This is a genomic window from Caballeronia sp. NK8 (assembly GCF_018408855.1).
Taxonomy (GTDB): domain Bacteria; phylum Pseudomonadota; class Gammaproteobacteria; order Burkholderiales; family Burkholderiaceae; genus Caballeronia.
The window spans coordinates 2,370,160-2,384,932 of the sequence record NZ_AP024322.1; the positions used below are offsets into that span (position 1 = coordinate 2,370,160).

Genomic DNA, 14,773 nt, shown 5'->3' on the forward strand with positions numbered 1-14,773 from the left:
CATGTCCGTACCGTTCATCGCGGTCATTCCCGCGCGCCTCGCTTCCACGCGCCTGCCGAACAAGCCGCTCGCCGATATCGGCGGCAAGCCGATGGTCGTGCGCGTCGCCGAGCGCGCGCGCGAGTCCGGCGCGAGCCAGGTGCTCGTCGCGACCGATTCCGACCGCGTGGTCGAGGCCGCGCGCGATCACGGCATCGAAGTGATGCTGACGCGCTCGGATCATCCCACCGGCACCGACCGCCTCGCCGAAGTGGCCACGCGTCTGAACTGGGCCGACGACGCGATCGTCGTCAACGTGCAGGGCGACGAGCCGCTCATCGATCCGCAACTCGTGCGCGATGTCGCCGATCACCTCGCGACGCATCCCGAGTGCTCGATCGCCACGGCCGCGCATCCGATCCACGATCCGGCCGACGTCTTCAATCCGAACGTGGTGAAGGTCGTGCTCGATGCGAAAAGCGTCGCGCTCTACTTCTCGCGCGCGCCGATTCCCTGGTCGCGCGATCTCTGGCAGCCGCACTGGCCGGACGTCGCCGCGCTCGGGCAATTGCCCGCCGTGCCGGAGAACGTGCTGCGTCACATCGGGCTCTATGCCTATCGCGCGAAGTTCCTGCGCGACTTCCCGACGCTCGCGCAAGCGCCGATCGAGGCCGCCGAAGCGCTGGAGCAACTGCGCGCGCTGTGGCACGGCGAGCGCATCGCGGTGCGCGTGACGCACGATGCGCCGCCGCCCGGCGTCGACACTCTCGCCGATCTCGAGCGCGTGCAGGCGCTCTTCCCCAAAGCGGACTGAAAGCCGCGGCGCAACCGGTGTAAACCCCGCCAGAGCCCCAATCGGCGGGGTTTGTGGCGGTTTCTATGCGCGTTATTACGGTCGCGATCGTAAAGAGCCGTGGCATAATCAAGCGATTGCGCGAGCCTTCCGGTCAGCGCCGCTCAACGTCGCGCCGCTGTCCGCAGGTGCCCGCCGTCTCCTTTCGGCTGCGCGCCCTGTCGTCGACGCCGCACGAGCCAGGCTACCGGATGTCAAATCAGCCTCGCGGCTGCAGCGGTTTATAGACGATTCGGAGAGATCACCATGCGTTTGATCCTGTTGGGCGCACCCGGTGCGGGCAAGGGCACCCAGGCAAACTTCATCAAGGAGAAATTCGGCATTCCGCAGATTTCGACCGGCGACATGCTGCGCGCAGCCGTCAAGGCAGGCTCGCCGCTCGGCGTCGAGGCGAAGCGCTACATGGACGCGGGCGAGCTGGTGCCGGATTCACTCATCATCAATCTCGTGAAGGAACGTCTGCAGGCGGACGACTGCAAGAACGGCTATCTGTTCGACGGTTTCCCGCGCACGCTGCCGCAAGCCGAAGCCATGAAGGACGCGGGCGTCGCGATCGACTACGTGCTCGAGATCGACGTTCCCTTCGACGAGATCATCACCCGCATGAGCGGCCGCCGCGTGCATGCGGCATCGGGTCGCACGTATCACGTCAAGTTCAATCCGCCGAAGGTCGACATGACCGACGACGTCACCGGCGAGCCGCTGATTCAGCGTGACGACGACAAGGAAGAGACCGTGAAGAAGCGTCTCGAAGTGTATGTCGCGCAGACCAAGCCGCTGATCGCGTACTACAACGACTGGGCGCAGAGCGGCGACGCACCGAACGGTTTGAAGGCGCCGGCGTATCGCAAGATCGCGGGCACCGGCAGCGTCGATGAAATCCGCACGCGGGTATTCGACGCGCTGAAGTAAAGCGCGCTTTCGCCCGGCGTTCGATGAAACCCGCTCTCGATGAGCGGGTTTTTTTACGCCTGTGAATCCGCATGACCGATGTGCGATTTTGCCGTCACCGGCTTCGTTACAATCGACGCGTTTCCCACGAGGAAGGACATCGGCGCGAGCGGCTTTACCCTGCCCTCGCGCGCACGAATCACATAAAGGAGAAGAAGCATGGAGATGCAAGGCAATGTTGTTCTGATCACCGGCGGCGCATCGGGCTTGGGCGAGGCGACCGCGCGGCTCATCGCGGCGCAAGGCGGCAAGGTCGTGATCGCCGACATGAACGACACAGCGGGCGAAGCGCTCGCGAAGGAACTGTCCGGCGCGTTCGTCAAATGCGATGTGAGTCAGGAAAGCGACGGCCAGCGCGCTGTCGATGCCGCTTTGAAGCTCGGCACACTGCGCGGGCTCGTGAACTGCGCGGGCATCGCGCCGGCGGCGAAGACGGTCGGACGCGACGGGCCGCATGCGCTCGATCTGTTCTCGAAGGTGATTTCGGTCAATCTCATCGGCACCTTCAACATGATCCGGCTCGCGGCCAGCGTGATGTCGAAGAACGAAGCGAACGATGCGGGCGAGCGCGGCGTGATCGTGAACACGGCGTCGGTCGCGGCGTATGACGGGCAGATGGGCCAGGCGGCCTATGCGGCGTCGAAGAGCGGCGTCGCGGGCATGACGCTGCCGGTCGCGCGTGATCTGAGCAAGAGCGGCATCCGCGTGATGACGATCGCACCGGGCCTGTTCGAAACGCCCATGCTGCTCGGCATGCCGAAGGAAGTGCAGGACGCGCTCGGCGCGATGGTGCCGTTCCCGCCGCGCCTCGGCAAGCCGGATGAATACGCGATGCTCGTCAAGCAGATCTTCGATAACCCCATGCTCAACGGCGAAGTGATCCGTCTCGACGGCGCGATCCGCATGCAGCCGAAATAACGCTTATTGCGAAGAATTGCGAAGAATTGCGAAGACGGCGGCTCGTTCAGTCGCCGTCGTGCTGCGTGCGCTGCCGCAACTCGTGCAGCTCGGTTTCGACGACCGTCGCGTCCTCGGCGTCCGGACGGAGCTCGATGTAACGCTGCAAATCCTCCAGCGCCGGACGCAGATAATCGAGCCGCGCATACGCGAAGCCGCGATCGCGCACTTCCTCGATGCTGTTCGGCAGCGCGATCACGAGCCGCTGCTGAACCGCGAGCAGACGCTGCCAGCGCTCCGTCTGCAAGTAGATGCCCTTCAGGTTGCGCAACATGCGCGCGACGATCTCGCGCCGAGTCGCGGGCTGCAACAGCACCCGCAACGCGCTGCCGATCGATTCGCCGACGCGCTGCACATACGGCTCCAGCATCTCGACCATCTGCGCTTCGGAGAGCGTCTGGCCGGTGGTCGGATCGAGCATCAGATCCTGGCCGGGCGTCGCGACGCGCAACAGGAAATGCCCCGGAAACGACACGCCGCGCGCCGGCACGCCGAGCTGTTCGGCCATTTCCAGATAGATCACGGCAAGCGAGATCGGAATGCCGCGCCGACGCCGCAGCACGACGTTCAGATGGCTGTTGTCCGGATCGTAGTAATCGTTGAGATTGCTGGAGAAGCCCAGCTCGCGGAAGAAGTAACGATTGAGCGCATCGACTTTCTGCTTCACGTCCGCGTCGTCGGGCATGCGGCGGCGGGCGCGCACGACGAGCTCGTCGATCTCGGCGAGCGCCGCCTGCATGTCGACATCGGGATAGGCGTCCTGCGCGAGCGACAAGGCCGCTTCCGTGAGCGGAAGGCTCTCGTCGTCCGCCATCAGTGAAGTGAAGTAATCGAGGATACGCGTCGTCGTCATCAAAGCGTGCGTCTCTTGAAATAGGCGTATTTGAAGCCCATCGCGGACAGAATACCGAAATATAGCGCGGCAAACACGACGAGGCTCGCACCGAGCAGCGCCACGCGCAGCAACGGCGTCGCGCGCATGGCGATCCAGTCGAAGTTGATCGCAACCCAGTGCATCGTGCCCGCAAGAATCAGGCACGCGCCCACCAGTTGCGCGAAAAAGCGCAGCCAGCCCGGCGACGGCCGATAGATTCCGCGACGGCGCAGGCCCAGGAACAGCAGCCCCGCGTTGGCGAGCGCGCCGAGGCCGATCGACAGCGTCAGACCGGCGTGCGAGAAGATCGGCACGAAGACATAGTTGCTCACCTGCGTCATGACGAGCACGAACACGGCGATCTTCACCGGCGTCTTGATGTCCTGTTTCGCGTAGAAGCCCGGCGCGAGAATCTTGATGAGGATGAGCCCGATCAGCCCGATGCCGTAAGCTGACAGCGCGCGGCCGACCATCACGACGGAATGGTTGTCGAACTTGCCGTAGTGAAAGAGCGTCGCGGTGAGCGGCTGGGCGAAGAAGAAGAGCGCGATCGCACTGGGCGCGGCCAGCAGGAACGTGATGCGCAGGCCCCAGTCGAGCAGCGCGGAGTATTCATCGTTGTCGGCGTCGACGTGCGCTTTCGAGAGGCTCGGCAAGAGGATCGTGCCAAGCGCCGCGCCCAGCAGCGCGGTGGGGAACTCCATCAGCCGGTCGGCGTAGTTGATCCACGACACCGCGCCCGCCCCGATATTCGACGCGATATTCGTGTTGATGATGAGGCTCAGTTGCCCGACCGACACCGCAAAGGTCGCGGGCACCATCTTCAGCAGCACGCGCTTCACGCCCGGATGCGCGAGCGCGCGCCGGAAGTTCAGGCCGATCTTCGGCACCATGTCGATCTTCTTCAGCCCCGGCAACTGCACGAGCAGTTGCAGGATGCCGCCCGCGATCACCGCATAGGCGAGCGCGTAGACCGGCACCTTCAAGTGGGGGGCGACGAACACCGCCGCGAAGATGAACGCCACGTTCAGCAGCACCGGCGCGAACGCGGGCAGCGAAAACTGCTTGTACGTGTTGAGCACGCCGGAGGCGAGCGTCGTCATCGAGATGAAGATGATGTACGGGAACATGATGCGCGTCATCTCGACGGCAAGGCCGTACGCAGCGCCTTCGTGCGAAAGACCCGACGCCACCGCGTACACCACCCAGCTCGCGCCCAGCATGCCGGCGATCGAGAGCACGACCAGGCACCAGGTCAGCACGGTCGACATTGCGTCGACGAGCGCCTTGGTCGGGTCGTGACCCTTGCTGTTCTTGAATTCGGCGAGGATCGGCACGAACGCCTGCGCGAACGCGCCTTCCGCGGACAGCCGCCGCAGCAGGTTGGGAATGCGGAACGCGACGTAGAACGCGTCGGTATAGATACTGGCGCCAAAGGCACGGGCGATCAGCGTTTCGCGGATCAGGCCGGTCACGCGGGACAGCAGCGTGAAGCCGCTGACCGTCAGGAGGGCTCGGAATAGATTCATGGGGCGCTTATTATACGGGGCGCCCGCAACCCGCCTACCAGACTCGGCTTATTGCTGGCGGGCAATAGCGCAAGATTGACCGATCGCATCGATCGGGCTTGCGTGAGGGCGGCGGACCGGCCCGATCCACGTCGCGCTTGTCACGTCTCATATTCCGCTGCTATAATCGCGGGTTTCGAAGCTCCAAAATTGTTTGGATTGAGCAGCTTCACGTCTTTTCCGGCTCTGGCCGGCGATGTTACAGAGGTTCTCGGGCAATCGTTCCCGGGATTTCAGATCAAAGGCAGCGCGCACCGATCACCGCTTCCGGCCCCTGGCTGGACAGCCAAGTGAAGCCCGCTCCGGACAAGTGACAGCAGAATCAGCTGAAACAGGAAAAAGGAACCGTCATGGCAAATACCGCACAAGCTCGCAAGCGCGCCCGTCAGGCCGCCAAGGCCAACTCGCACAACTCGGCGCTGCGCTCGAAGTTCCGCACGGCCATCAAGGCAGTTCGCAAGGCTATCGAAGCCGGCGATCAGACCAAGGCCGCCGAAGTGTTCAAGTCGTCGATCAAGACGATGGACATCATCGCGGACAAGAAGATCATCCACAAGAACAAGGCCGCTCGTCACAAGAGCCGCCTGGCTGCAGCCATCAAGGGCCTGCAAGCCCCCGCTGCCCAGTAATTCCGGCCCGCTTCCGGCGGGCGCTCTCCGGTTTTCGCGAGTTTCGCGAGGTTTCACAATCGGTGCGTTCGTCGAAGCAGCTTCCTGTTTCCGCTGCGCAGTAACGAAAAAGCCCGCTTCGGCGGGCTTTTTTGCGTCTGGGCCTGGTGTTACCGCCTCAACCCTGCTGCTGGGTCTGCGTGCCGTGATGCGGCGGCAGCTCGCACGCCTCGGTCACGAGGAGATCGTTGTCCTTCGCGAAATTGAGCACGAAATCGAAGGCCATCGGCTCGATGTCGCGCAGGCGCGAATCGACGATCACGACCTTGATGTCGCCGATCATGGTCGGACGCACGTAGATGGAATATTGCAGGCGGGCGTTCGGCCCTTTCGCCTTGGGTCCGAAACTCGACATCACGCCGCACAGGCGTTCGGACCAGTCGCTCGGCCGAAACTTCCTTCCGCTCTTGGTGATGCCTTGTATGAAGTATTCGGTAGAGGATGATTCAGCCATGTAGCAATACCTTTTGACGGCCGGTGACGCGCACCGGGACGCACATGCCTGACACAGGGAACCGCAAGGGCCGGCGCGCGAAAAGCGCCGGGCGGTCTTCGCGGGACGCGATTCTCTGGGAACCGGCCGCGCCCGCGACAGGAATGGCGGACTCGACAGCACTGGGCAAGCCACCGCGGAATCGGAACGCGCGAAATCACGCCGACCGGATTCTTGCGAACCCTTCGCCGCAGAGCGCGTGAAACGGTGCTGAGTGTTGCAGAACTGTTGAAACGAGCGACCGCAATTATACATTAGCGGCCCCCTCTTGCGCAGCGCACACGGACATCGTGCGCGTCCATCGGGGATTTGCCGAAGCTGTCGGCCGTGCTGGCGCGGCCCACAGAGCCCTTTCTGCCAGCCTCGTCAAACATCGCAAAATCCTTTATGCTCAAATGCGATACCACCCACGACGGCGGCGCCGTCCGGCCCTGACCCAGCGCGCATGAGCGCGGCGAAGGCCGGTTCGAAGCCGCCGCTTGCGTTTTCATGACCGCCAAGAAAATTCGCCACTATCTTCAGTTCAAGGATTTTTCGCTCGACGACTACGAGTACGTGCTTGAACGCGCGCGCATCCTGAAGCGCAAGTTCAAGAACTACGAGACCTATCATCCGCTGCACGACCGCACGCTCGCGATGATCTTCGAGAAGAGTTCGACGCGCACGCGTCTCTCGTTCGAAGCGGGCATCTTCCAGCTCGGCGGCCACGCGGTGTTCATGAACACGCGCGACACGCAGCTCGGACGCGGCGAGCCGATCGAGGATTCGGCGCAGGTCATCTCGCGCATGGTCGACATCATCATGATCCGCACGTTCGGCCAGGACATCATCCAGCGCTTCGCGGAAAGCTCGCGCGTGCCGGTGATCAACGGCCTGACGAACGAATATCACCCGTGTCAGGTGCTCGCGGACATCTTCACGTTCTACGAGCATCGCGGGCCGATTCACGGCAAGACGGTCGCGTGGGTCGGCGACGCGAACAACATGCTCTACACGTGGATCGAGGCCGCGCAGATCCTCGGCTTCAAGTTGCGCCTCTCGACGCCGCTCGGCTACAAGCTCGATCCCGCGCTGGTCTCCGAGGACAGCAAACCATTCTACGAAGAGTTCGACGATCCGAACGACGCCTGCACGGGCGCCGATCTCGTCACCACGGACGTCTGGACCAGCATGGGTTACGAAGCCGAAAACGAAGCGCGCATGAAGGCGTTCGCGGACTATTGCGTCGACGCCGAGATGATGGCGCGCGCGAATCCCGATGCGCTTTTCATGCACTGCCTGCCCGCGCATCGCGGCGAGGAAGTGAGCGCGGACGTGATCGACGGTCCGCAGAGCGTCGTCTGGGACGAGGCGGAAAACCGTCTGCATGTCCAGAAGGCGCTGATGGAGTATCTCCTGCTCGGCAAACTGAATCACTGAGTCATCCCGGCCGCGCGTCCCAAATTTACGGAAGCGCGGCTTTTTAATGTCAAAATAGCGTTTTTTCCGCGCTCTTCATGCCCGTCGCGCGCCCGGCGGACGCGAAGCGGCGCACAACCGCCGCACCGGCTTTTCAGCACACGAGTTCACCATGAGCGATATCAAGAAAGTCGTGCTCGCCTATTCGGGCGGTCTCGACACCTCCGTCATCCTGAAATGGTTGCAGGACAACTACGACGCCGAAGTCGTGACCTTCACGGCCGACATCGGCCAGGGCGAGGAACTGGAGCCTGCGCGCAAGAAGGCGCTGCAGCTCGGCATCAAGCAGGACAACATCTTCATCGAAGATCTGCGTGAAGAGTTCGTCCGCGATTTCGTGTTCCCGATGTTCCGCGCGAACACCATCTACGAAGGCGAGTATCTGCTCGGCACGTCGATCGCGCGTCCGCTGATCGCGAAACGCCAGATCGAGATCGCGCGCGCGACCGGCGCGCAGGCCGTCTCGCACGGCGCGACCGGCAAAGGCAACGATCAGGTCCGCTTCGAGCTCGGCTATTACTCGCTCGAACCGGGCATCAAGGTGATCGCGCCGTGGCGCGAATGGGACCTGCTCTCGCGCGAGAAGCTGCTCGCGTACGCGGAAAAGGCCGGCATTCCGATCGAAATGAAGCACAAGCAAGGCGGCGCGCCCTACTCGATGGACGCGAACCTGCTGCACATCTCGTTCGAAGGCCGCCATCTGGAAGACCCGAAGGCCGAAGCCGAAGCCGACATGTGGCGCTGGACCGTGTCGCCAGAAGAGGCGCCGGATCAGGCCGAGTACGTCGATATCGAATTCGAGAAGGGCGACCCCGTCGCGCTGAATGGCAAGCGCCTGTCGCCCGCCGACATGCTGACCGAGCTGAACCGTCTCGGCGGCAAGCACGGCATCGGCCGTCTGGATCTGGTCGAGAACCGCTACGTCGGCATGAAGTCGCGCGGCTGCTATGAAACGCCGGGCGGCACGATCATGCTGAAGGCGCATCGCGGCATCGAGTCGATCACGCTCGACCGCGAAGTGGCGCACCTGAAGGACGATCTGATGCCGCGTTACGCATCGCTGATCTACAACGGCTACTGGTGGAGCCCGGAGCGCCGCGCGCTGCAGGTGCTGATCGACCACACGCAGGAGAAGGTCAACGGCTGGACGCGCGTGAAGCTCTACAAGGGCAGCGTGTCGGTCGTCGCGCGCGATTCGAAGGAAACGCTGTTCGACAAGACCATCGCGACGTTCGACGACGACGGCGGCGCCTACGATCAGGCCGACGCCGGCGGCTTCATCAAGCTGAACGCGCTGCGCATGCGTATTGCCGAAAACGCGCGCCGCAAGCGCGGAGCGTAATCTCCCGCGTCAGAAACGAAAAAACCCGCCGGACTCTGGTTCGGCGGGTTTTTTCTGCGCGTCGGGAATCAGAGGCAGACCGGTTCCATCTCCAGCTCGACGTCGAAGCGCGCCAGCACATCGCGCCTGATGGCTTCGGCCAGTTCGAGCACTTGCGCGCCCGTCGCGCCGCCGCGATTCACGAGCACGAGCGCTTGCCGGTCATGCACCGCCGCGCCGCCGATGCTGCGCCCTTTCCAGCCGCATCGGTCGATCAGCCAGCCCGCCGCTAGCTTCGCTTGCCCATCTGCCTGTGGATACGAGACGACGCCGGGTTCGCGCGCTTTCAACGTCTCGAACGCCGCCGCGCTCACCACCGGATTCTTGAAGAAACTGCCGGCATTGCCGAGCACGGTCCAGTCGGGCAGCTTGGCGCGGCGCACGGCGACGACCGCATCGAAAATGGCCTGCGCATCCGGTTTCGCGGCGCCTTCGAGCGCGCGCGCGACATCGGCGTATTCGGCGCGCGGCGTCCACGCCTTCGGCAGCCGGAACACCACCGACGTGATCATGAAGCGCCCGCGCCCTGCCCGCTTGAAAAAGCTGTCGCGATAACCGAACGCGCAGGCGGCGCGATCGAAGTCCACGCGTTCGCCGGTCGCGAGCTCGACCGCGCTGAGCCGCTCGAAGCGCTCGCCCATTTCGAGCCCGTATGCGCCGATGTTCTGAATCGGCGCCGCGCCGACCGTGCCCGGAATCAGCGCGAGGTTTTCGAGACCCGGCATGCCCTGTGCGAGCGTCCAGGCGACGAATTCGTGCCAGTTCTCGCCCGCGCCGGCTTCGACGAGCCATGCATCGCCGGTCTCGCCGATCACGCGTTTCCCGCCAATGGCGACGATCAGCGCGACGCCGTCGAAATCGCGCGTCAGCACGATATTGCTGCCGCCGCCGAGCACGAGTTGCCGCATCTTCGCGATGCGCGCATCGGTGGCGAGCGCGACGGCAGCATCGACGGATTCGATGCGCAGGGCGTGGCGCGCGCGCACGTCGAAACCGAACGTGTTGTGCGTGAGCAGGGAGTATTCCGCGAGCAGCATGTGATCAGGCAGGTTTGGGGAAAACCGGGGCGCGTCGGTAGAATGACGCCAGGTCCGTGATTATAGCGATTGCGCGAGCCGCGCCCGACGCGCGCTCGCCTCAATGAAGGAGAATGACAAGATGCCATCGTTTGACGTCGTCAGCGAAGCAAACATGATCGAAGTGAAGAACGCGATCGAGCAGTCGAACAAGGAAATTTCCACGCGCTTCGACTTCAAGGGTTCGGATTCACGCGTCGAGCAGAAGGAGCGCGAACTCACGCTCTACGCCGACGACGATTTCAAGCTCGGCCAGGTCAAGGACGTTCTGCTGAACAAGCTGGCCAAGCGCAGCGTGGACGTGCGTTTTCTCGACTACGGCAAGCAGGAAAAAATCGGCGGCGACAAGCTGAAGCAGGTCGTCACGGTGAAGAAAGGCGTGTCGGGCGATCTGGCGAAGAAGATCGTCAAGATCGTGAAGGACAGCAAGATCAAGGTGCAGGCGAGCATTCAGGGCGACGCGGTGCGCGTGCAAGGCACCAAGCGCGACGACCTGCAAAGCGCGATTGCGCTGCTGAAGAAGGAAGTCACGGATACGCCGCTCGTCTTCAACAACTTCCGCGACTGATTCGCTGCCGCTTCAGAAGTAAAAAAGCCGTTCCGGTTTGTCTCGGAACGGCTTTTTGCTTTATTCGGCCGCCTGCGCCGCCTTTTTCTTCTCGCCGATGCGGCTTTCCTGCCCCGCCAGCAACTTCGAGATATTGGCGCGATGCCGCCAGATGAGCAGCAGGCTCATCGCCAGCACGGCGAGCGAGATGCGGCTCGGCCCGAACAGAAAGACCTGAAAGAACGGCGCGAACACGGCCGCGACGAGCGCCGCCAGCGACGAATAGCGGAAGAAGAATGCGATGATGACCCACGTGAGCAGCGTCGCGAGTCCAAGCGCCGGATGGATCGCGAGCAGCACGCCCGCCGCCGTCGCGACGCCCTTGCCGCCCTGGAACCTGAAGAAGACCGGATACAAATGCCCGAGGAACACGGCAATCGCAGCGAGCGCGGTGGCCGTGTTGATGTCCGCCGGACTCCAGCCGAAACTCGCGCCGAAATGAACGACGACCCACACGGGCAGCCAGCCCTTGAACGCATCTCCGATCAGCGTGAGGATCGCGGCCTTCTTGTTGCCGGTGCGCAGCACGTTGGTCGCGCCGGGATTGCCCGAGCCGTACGAGCGAGGATCGGCAAGGCCCATCGCGTGACTCACGACGACGGCGAATGAAATCGAGCCGATCAGATAGGACACGACGGCGACGATCAGAAAGATCATGATGTTTTTGCGGTGGTAGCGGGAGCGGAACGCATTCTAATCGACGCTCGCGCACTGCACGGGCTTTGCGTCGAGCAGTTGCGTCAGAACGGACGGTTTCAGGCTGACGAGATAGCCGCGCCGCCCGCCGTTCAGATAAATCAGGTCGAGATCGAGAATGCTCGATTCGACGTACACCGGCATCGCCTTCTTCGTGCCGAACGGCGAGGTTCCGCCCACGAGGAAGCCCGAGTGCCGGTTCGCCACTTCGGGCTTGCACGGCTCGATGCGTTTCGCGCCCGTCTGCCGCGCGAGGTTCTTGGTGGACACGGTGCGATCGCCGTGCATGAGGACGATCAGCGGCTTCGCGTGATCGTCCTCCATCACGAGCGTCTTGACGACGCGATGCTCGTCCACGCCGAGCTGACGCGCGGATTCTTCCGTGCCGCCGTGCTCGACATAATCGTAAGGATGTTCGCCGAACGCCACCTTGTGGCGGCGCAGGAACTGCGTCGCGGGCGTTTCGGATACGTGTTTGGCTTTCGACATGGACGCATTGTAACGAGTGCGCGCGCGTGAGAGGCCGTGGCACGATCGTTCGCGAATGAAACGCTACGTCACGTTTTCACCCGCGCGGATGATGCTCGCGATGCAGCTTGTGCAGACGCTCGCGCGCGACGTGCGTATAGATCTGCGTCGTCGAGATGTCCGAGTGCCCGAGCAGCAATTGCACGACGCGCAGGTCCGCGCCGTGATTGAGCAGATGCGTCGCGAACGCGTGACGCAGCGTGTGCGGCGAGAGCGGCGCGTGCACGCCGCCCTTCAGCGCATGGCGCTTGATGATGTTCCAGAATTGCTGGCGCGTCATGCCTTCGCCGCGCGTGGTGACGAAAAGCGCATCGGCTGCGCGCGCGCCGAGCAGCGCCGGGCGGGCTTCGCGCAGATAGCGTTCGAGCCACGCATGCGCCGTCTCTCCGAACGGAATCAGGCGCTCTTTCGAGCCCTTGCCCATCACGCGCACGACGCCCTCGTTGAGGCCGACCTCGACCGTCTTGAGCGTGACCAGTTCGGTGACGCGCAGGCCGCTCGCGTACATCAGCTCGAGCATCGTGCGGTCGCGCAGGCCGAGCGGCGTCTCGATGTCGGGCGCGCCGAGCAGCGCTTCGACCTGCGTTTCGTTGAGCGTCGACGGAAAACGCGGCGGCTGCCGCGCCGAACGCAGCTTCAGCGTCGGATCGGCGGTGGTGCGGTGCTCGCGCAAGGCCCACGCGTAGTAACGTCGGAACACGGACAGACGCCGGTTCGCCGAGGTCGCCTTGTCGCCGCGGCGCGCGGCCATGTAGCCGTTCATGTCGGCCTCGACGGCGAAATCGATCGACGCGCCGCGCGTCTTGCCGAGCCATTCCGCGAAAAGCTTGAGATCGCGCCGGTACGCTTCGAGCGAGTTTTTCGCGAGCCCGTGTTCGAGCCAGAGCGCATCGCAGAAGAGATCGATCGAGTCGTGGCTCGCGGTGAGTTCCGGCGTTTGTATTGCTTCAGTCGTTGCGCTCGTCATGCGATCGATACACCTTCATGCGCCAGCAGCCAGCGCTTCACATTGCGATAAAAACCCTCGCCGGGATGATGCGCGAAGCCGCCGATCCCGCCCGATGCCACTACCCGGTGGCACGGTATCACGATCGGCAGCGGATTGGAGCCGCACGCCTGCCCGACCGCGCGCGGCACGCTGCCGATCTCGCGCGCAAGCTGCCCGTAGGTCCAGACGTGCCCCGCCGCGATGCCTGAAATGCCCTGCCACACGCGCTGCTGAAACGCGGTGCCACGGATCGCGAGCGGCAGGTCGAAGCGCATCGACGGCGTGTCGAAGTAACGACGGATCTGCGCGGCGGCGTCGCGGGCGAGCGGCGTTTGCGGCTCGACGCTGTAGACATCGTCGGGCAGATAAACGATCTCGCGCACCGCCTGCGCATCGGCGCGAATGCCGACTTTGCCGAACGGCGCGTCGATCACGGCATCGAATGGAATGGTCTTCATGATTGCTCCAGCGCCCACCGAACGTGTTCGCGGACGAGTTCGGACGAGTCATCTTCACGCGCGCGCAACGCGTCGACGATAGCCTCGCGTTCGCCTGCATCGAGCGCGGAGGAACGCAACGCATTGCCCATCCCGACCGCGATATTGCGCAGCCACCGCTCATGCCCGATGCGCCGGATCGCGCTGCCCTGCATGCGGGTGTCGAAATCGTCGGCGCTCCATGCGAACAGGTCGACCAGCGTCGCGCGATCGAGCCCATGCCGCACGTCGAAATCCGCGACGGGCGCGGCCTGCGCGAACTTGTTCCACGGACAGACCAGCTGGCAATCGTCGCAGCCATACACGCGATTGCCGATCAGCGGACGCAGCGCTTCGGGAATGCTGCCGTGCAGTTCGATCGTCAGATACGAGATGCAGCGCCGCGCATCGACGCGATACGGCGCGACGATCGCACCGGTCGGACATGCGCCGATGCAGCGCGTGCACTGCCCGCAATGCGCGCCGTCCTGCTCGGGATGCGGATCGACGGGCAGCGGGACATCGACGAAGATTTCGCCGAGAAAGAACAGCGATCCGGCATCGCGATCGAGCAGCAGCGTGTGCTTGCCGCGCCAGCCGTTGCCCGCCTTCTGCGCGAGCGCGACTTCCAGCACCGGCGCGGAATCCGTGAACGCGCGATGCCCGAACGGCCCGATCTCGCTTTCGATGCGTTCCGCCAGTTGCTGCAGACGATTGCGCATGACCTTGTGATAATCGCGGCCGCGCGCATAGATGGAGACCATCGCCTGCGATGGCTTCGCGAGCCGCGACCATTCGATCGCGCGCCAGTCGTTCTTCTGACCATCGGCTGTCGCGACACTTTCATCGCCCTGTTTCGCGAGCGTGCGCGCCGGCAGATAGGCCATGCGCGCGGTGATAACACGTCGCGTCCCGGCCACAAGCTCGGCCGGTCTTGCGCGTTTCATCCCATGTTTGGCCATATAATCCATTTCGCCGTGATAGCCTGCTTCCAGCCAGTCATTCAGGCCTTTCTCGGCATCCGTCAGGTCGATATCACTGAAGCCGACGGCACCAAACCCTAACTCGCGCCCCCACGCCTTGATGCGTTGCGCGAGCTCCGCCAGCGCGTTTTCATCGAATTCGATGACGCGAGACTCTGAGACGGACTCAGCGGCGGCGTCGCTGGACGCGGTCGTGATTTCAACGGAATGTTCCGGCAATCGGTTCATCACGACATT

The 14,773-nt window shown here is 63.6% G+C and carries 16 protein-coding genes; 7 read left to right on the top strand and 9 right to left on the bottom strand.

The window, feature by feature from the left end:
- Position 1: 1 nt before the first annotated feature.
- The 3 genes from kdsB (at position 2) to NK8_RS11280 (ending at position 2,701) form a co-directional block, all read left to right on the top strand.
- Positions 2-793 carry a 3-deoxy-manno-octulosonate cytidylyltransferase gene (kdsB, locus tag NK8_RS11270; protein ID WP_213226385.1) on the top strand — a complete coding sequence of 264 codons (792 nt, stop codon included), beginning with the start codon at positions 2-4 and terminating at the stop codon, positions 791-793.
- Positions 794-1,078: 285 nt separating this feature from the next.
- The gene (gene adk / locus NK8_RS11275) at positions 1,079-1,744 is read left to right on the top strand and encodes an adenylate kinase (RefSeq protein ID WP_213226386.1); all 666 of its coding nucleotides are present in this window, start codon (positions 1,079-1,081) and stop codon (positions 1,742-1,744) included.
- 198 nt (positions 1,745-1,942) lie between these two features.
- The gene (locus NK8_RS11280; RefSeq protein WP_213226387.1) at positions 1,943-2,701 is read left to right on the top strand and encodes a 3-hydroxyacyl-CoA dehydrogenase; all 759 of its coding nucleotides are present in this window, start codon (positions 1,943-1,945) and stop codon (positions 2,699-2,701) included.
- 46 nt (positions 2,702-2,747) lie between these two features.
- On the opposite strand, the gene NK8_RS11285 is transcribed toward NK8_RS11280, so the two are convergent.
- The gene (locus tag NK8_RS11285) at positions 2,748-3,593 is read right to left on the bottom strand and encodes a SirB1 family protein (RefSeq protein ID WP_162066239.1); all 846 of its coding nucleotides are present in this window, start codon (positions 3,591-3,593) and stop codon (positions 2,748-2,750) included.
- On the bottom strand, positions 3,593-5,143 hold the full coding sequence (murJ, locus tag NK8_RS11290; RefSeq protein ID WP_213226388.1) for a murein biosynthesis integral membrane protein MurJ: 1,551 nt from the start codon (positions 5,141-5,143) through the stop codon (positions 3,593-3,595). Before murJ ends, NK8_RS11285 begins: the two co-directional genes overlap by 1 nt.
- Before the next feature lie 389 nt (positions 5,144-5,532).
- Between murJ and rpsT the strand changes: the two genes are divergently transcribed.
- On the top strand, positions 5,533-5,811 hold the full coding sequence (gene rpsT / locus NK8_RS11295) for a 30S ribosomal protein S20 (RefSeq protein WP_213226389.1): 279 nt from the start codon (positions 5,533-5,535) through the stop codon (positions 5,809-5,811).
- Between the two features lie 157 nt (positions 5,812-5,968).
- Here the strand turns inward: rpsT and NK8_RS11300 are convergent, their stop codons facing one another.
- Positions 5,969-6,304 (bottom strand): DUF3579 domain-containing protein, encoded by a 336-nt coding sequence (locus tag NK8_RS11300; protein ID WP_162066242.1) that lies wholly within the window; start codon positions 6,302-6,304, stop codon positions 5,969-5,971.
- Positions 6,305-6,832: 528 nt separating this feature from the next.
- Between NK8_RS11300 and argF the strand changes: the two genes are divergently transcribed.
- Together argF and NK8_RS11310 are read left to right on the top strand one after the other, a co-directional pair.
- Entirely contained in the window at positions 6,833-7,762 is a 930-nt protein-coding gene (gene argF, locus NK8_RS11305; protein WP_213226390.1) for an ornithine carbamoyltransferase, read from the top strand.
- 151 nt (positions 7,763-7,913) lie between these two features.
- Positions 7,914-9,143: an argininosuccinate synthase gene (locus tag NK8_RS11310; RefSeq protein WP_213226391.1), complete on the top strand. Its 1,230-nt coding sequence runs from the start codon at positions 7,914-7,916 to the stop codon at positions 9,141-9,143.
- A gap of 68 nt (positions 9,144-9,211) precedes the next feature.
- Here NK8_RS11310 and murB read toward each other — a convergent pair whose 3' ends face one another.
- Positions 9,212-10,219, bottom strand: coding sequence for a UDP-N-acetylmuramate dehydrogenase (murB, locus tag NK8_RS11315; protein WP_213226392.1), 1,008 nt, complete (start codon positions 10,217-10,219; stop codon positions 9,212-9,214).
- Between the two features lie 121 nt (positions 10,220-10,340).
- Between murB and NK8_RS11320 the strand changes: the two genes are divergently transcribed.
- The gene (locus NK8_RS11320) at positions 10,341-10,826 is read left to right on the top strand and encodes a YajQ family cyclic di-GMP-binding protein (RefSeq protein WP_213226393.1); all 486 of its coding nucleotides are present in this window, start codon (positions 10,341-10,343) and stop codon (positions 10,824-10,826) included.
- A 60-nt stretch (positions 10,827-10,886) separates the two neighbouring features.
- Here the strand turns inward: NK8_RS11320 and plsY are convergent, their stop codons facing one another.
- The 5 genes from plsY to queG form a co-directional block, all read right to left on the bottom strand.
- Positions 10,887-11,522: a glycerol-3-phosphate 1-O-acyltransferase PlsY gene (gene plsY / locus NK8_RS11325; RefSeq protein WP_213226394.1), complete on the bottom strand. Its 636-nt coding sequence runs from the start codon at positions 11,520-11,522 to the stop codon at positions 10,887-10,889.
- A 36-nt stretch (positions 11,523-11,558) separates the two neighbouring features.
- Positions 11,559-12,050, bottom strand: a complete 492-nt coding sequence (gene ybaK / locus NK8_RS11330; RefSeq protein ID WP_213226395.1) for a Cys-tRNA(Pro) deacylase — start codon at positions 12,048-12,050, stop codon at positions 11,559-11,561.
- Between the two features lie 76 nt (positions 12,051-12,126).
- On the bottom strand, positions 12,127-13,056 hold the full coding sequence (gene xerD, locus NK8_RS11335) for a site-specific tyrosine recombinase XerD (RefSeq protein WP_213226396.1): 930 nt from the start codon (positions 13,054-13,056) through the stop codon (positions 12,127-12,129).
- A complete protein-coding gene (locus NK8_RS11340) occupies positions 13,053-13,535 on the bottom strand; it encodes a methylated-DNA--[protein]-cysteine S-methyltransferase (RefSeq protein ID WP_213226397.1) in 483 nt (160 codons plus the stop codon). The genes xerD and NK8_RS11340 overlap by 4 nt, the downstream gene beginning before the upstream one ends.
- Positions 13,532-14,764 carry a tRNA epoxyqueuosine(34) reductase QueG gene (gene queG / locus NK8_RS11345; protein ID WP_213226398.1) on the bottom strand — a complete coding sequence of 411 codons (1,233 nt, stop codon included), beginning with the start codon at positions 14,762-14,764 and terminating at the stop codon, positions 13,532-13,534. Before queG ends, NK8_RS11340 begins: the two co-directional genes overlap by 4 nt.
- Positions 14,765-14,773: the final 9 nt, after the last annotated feature.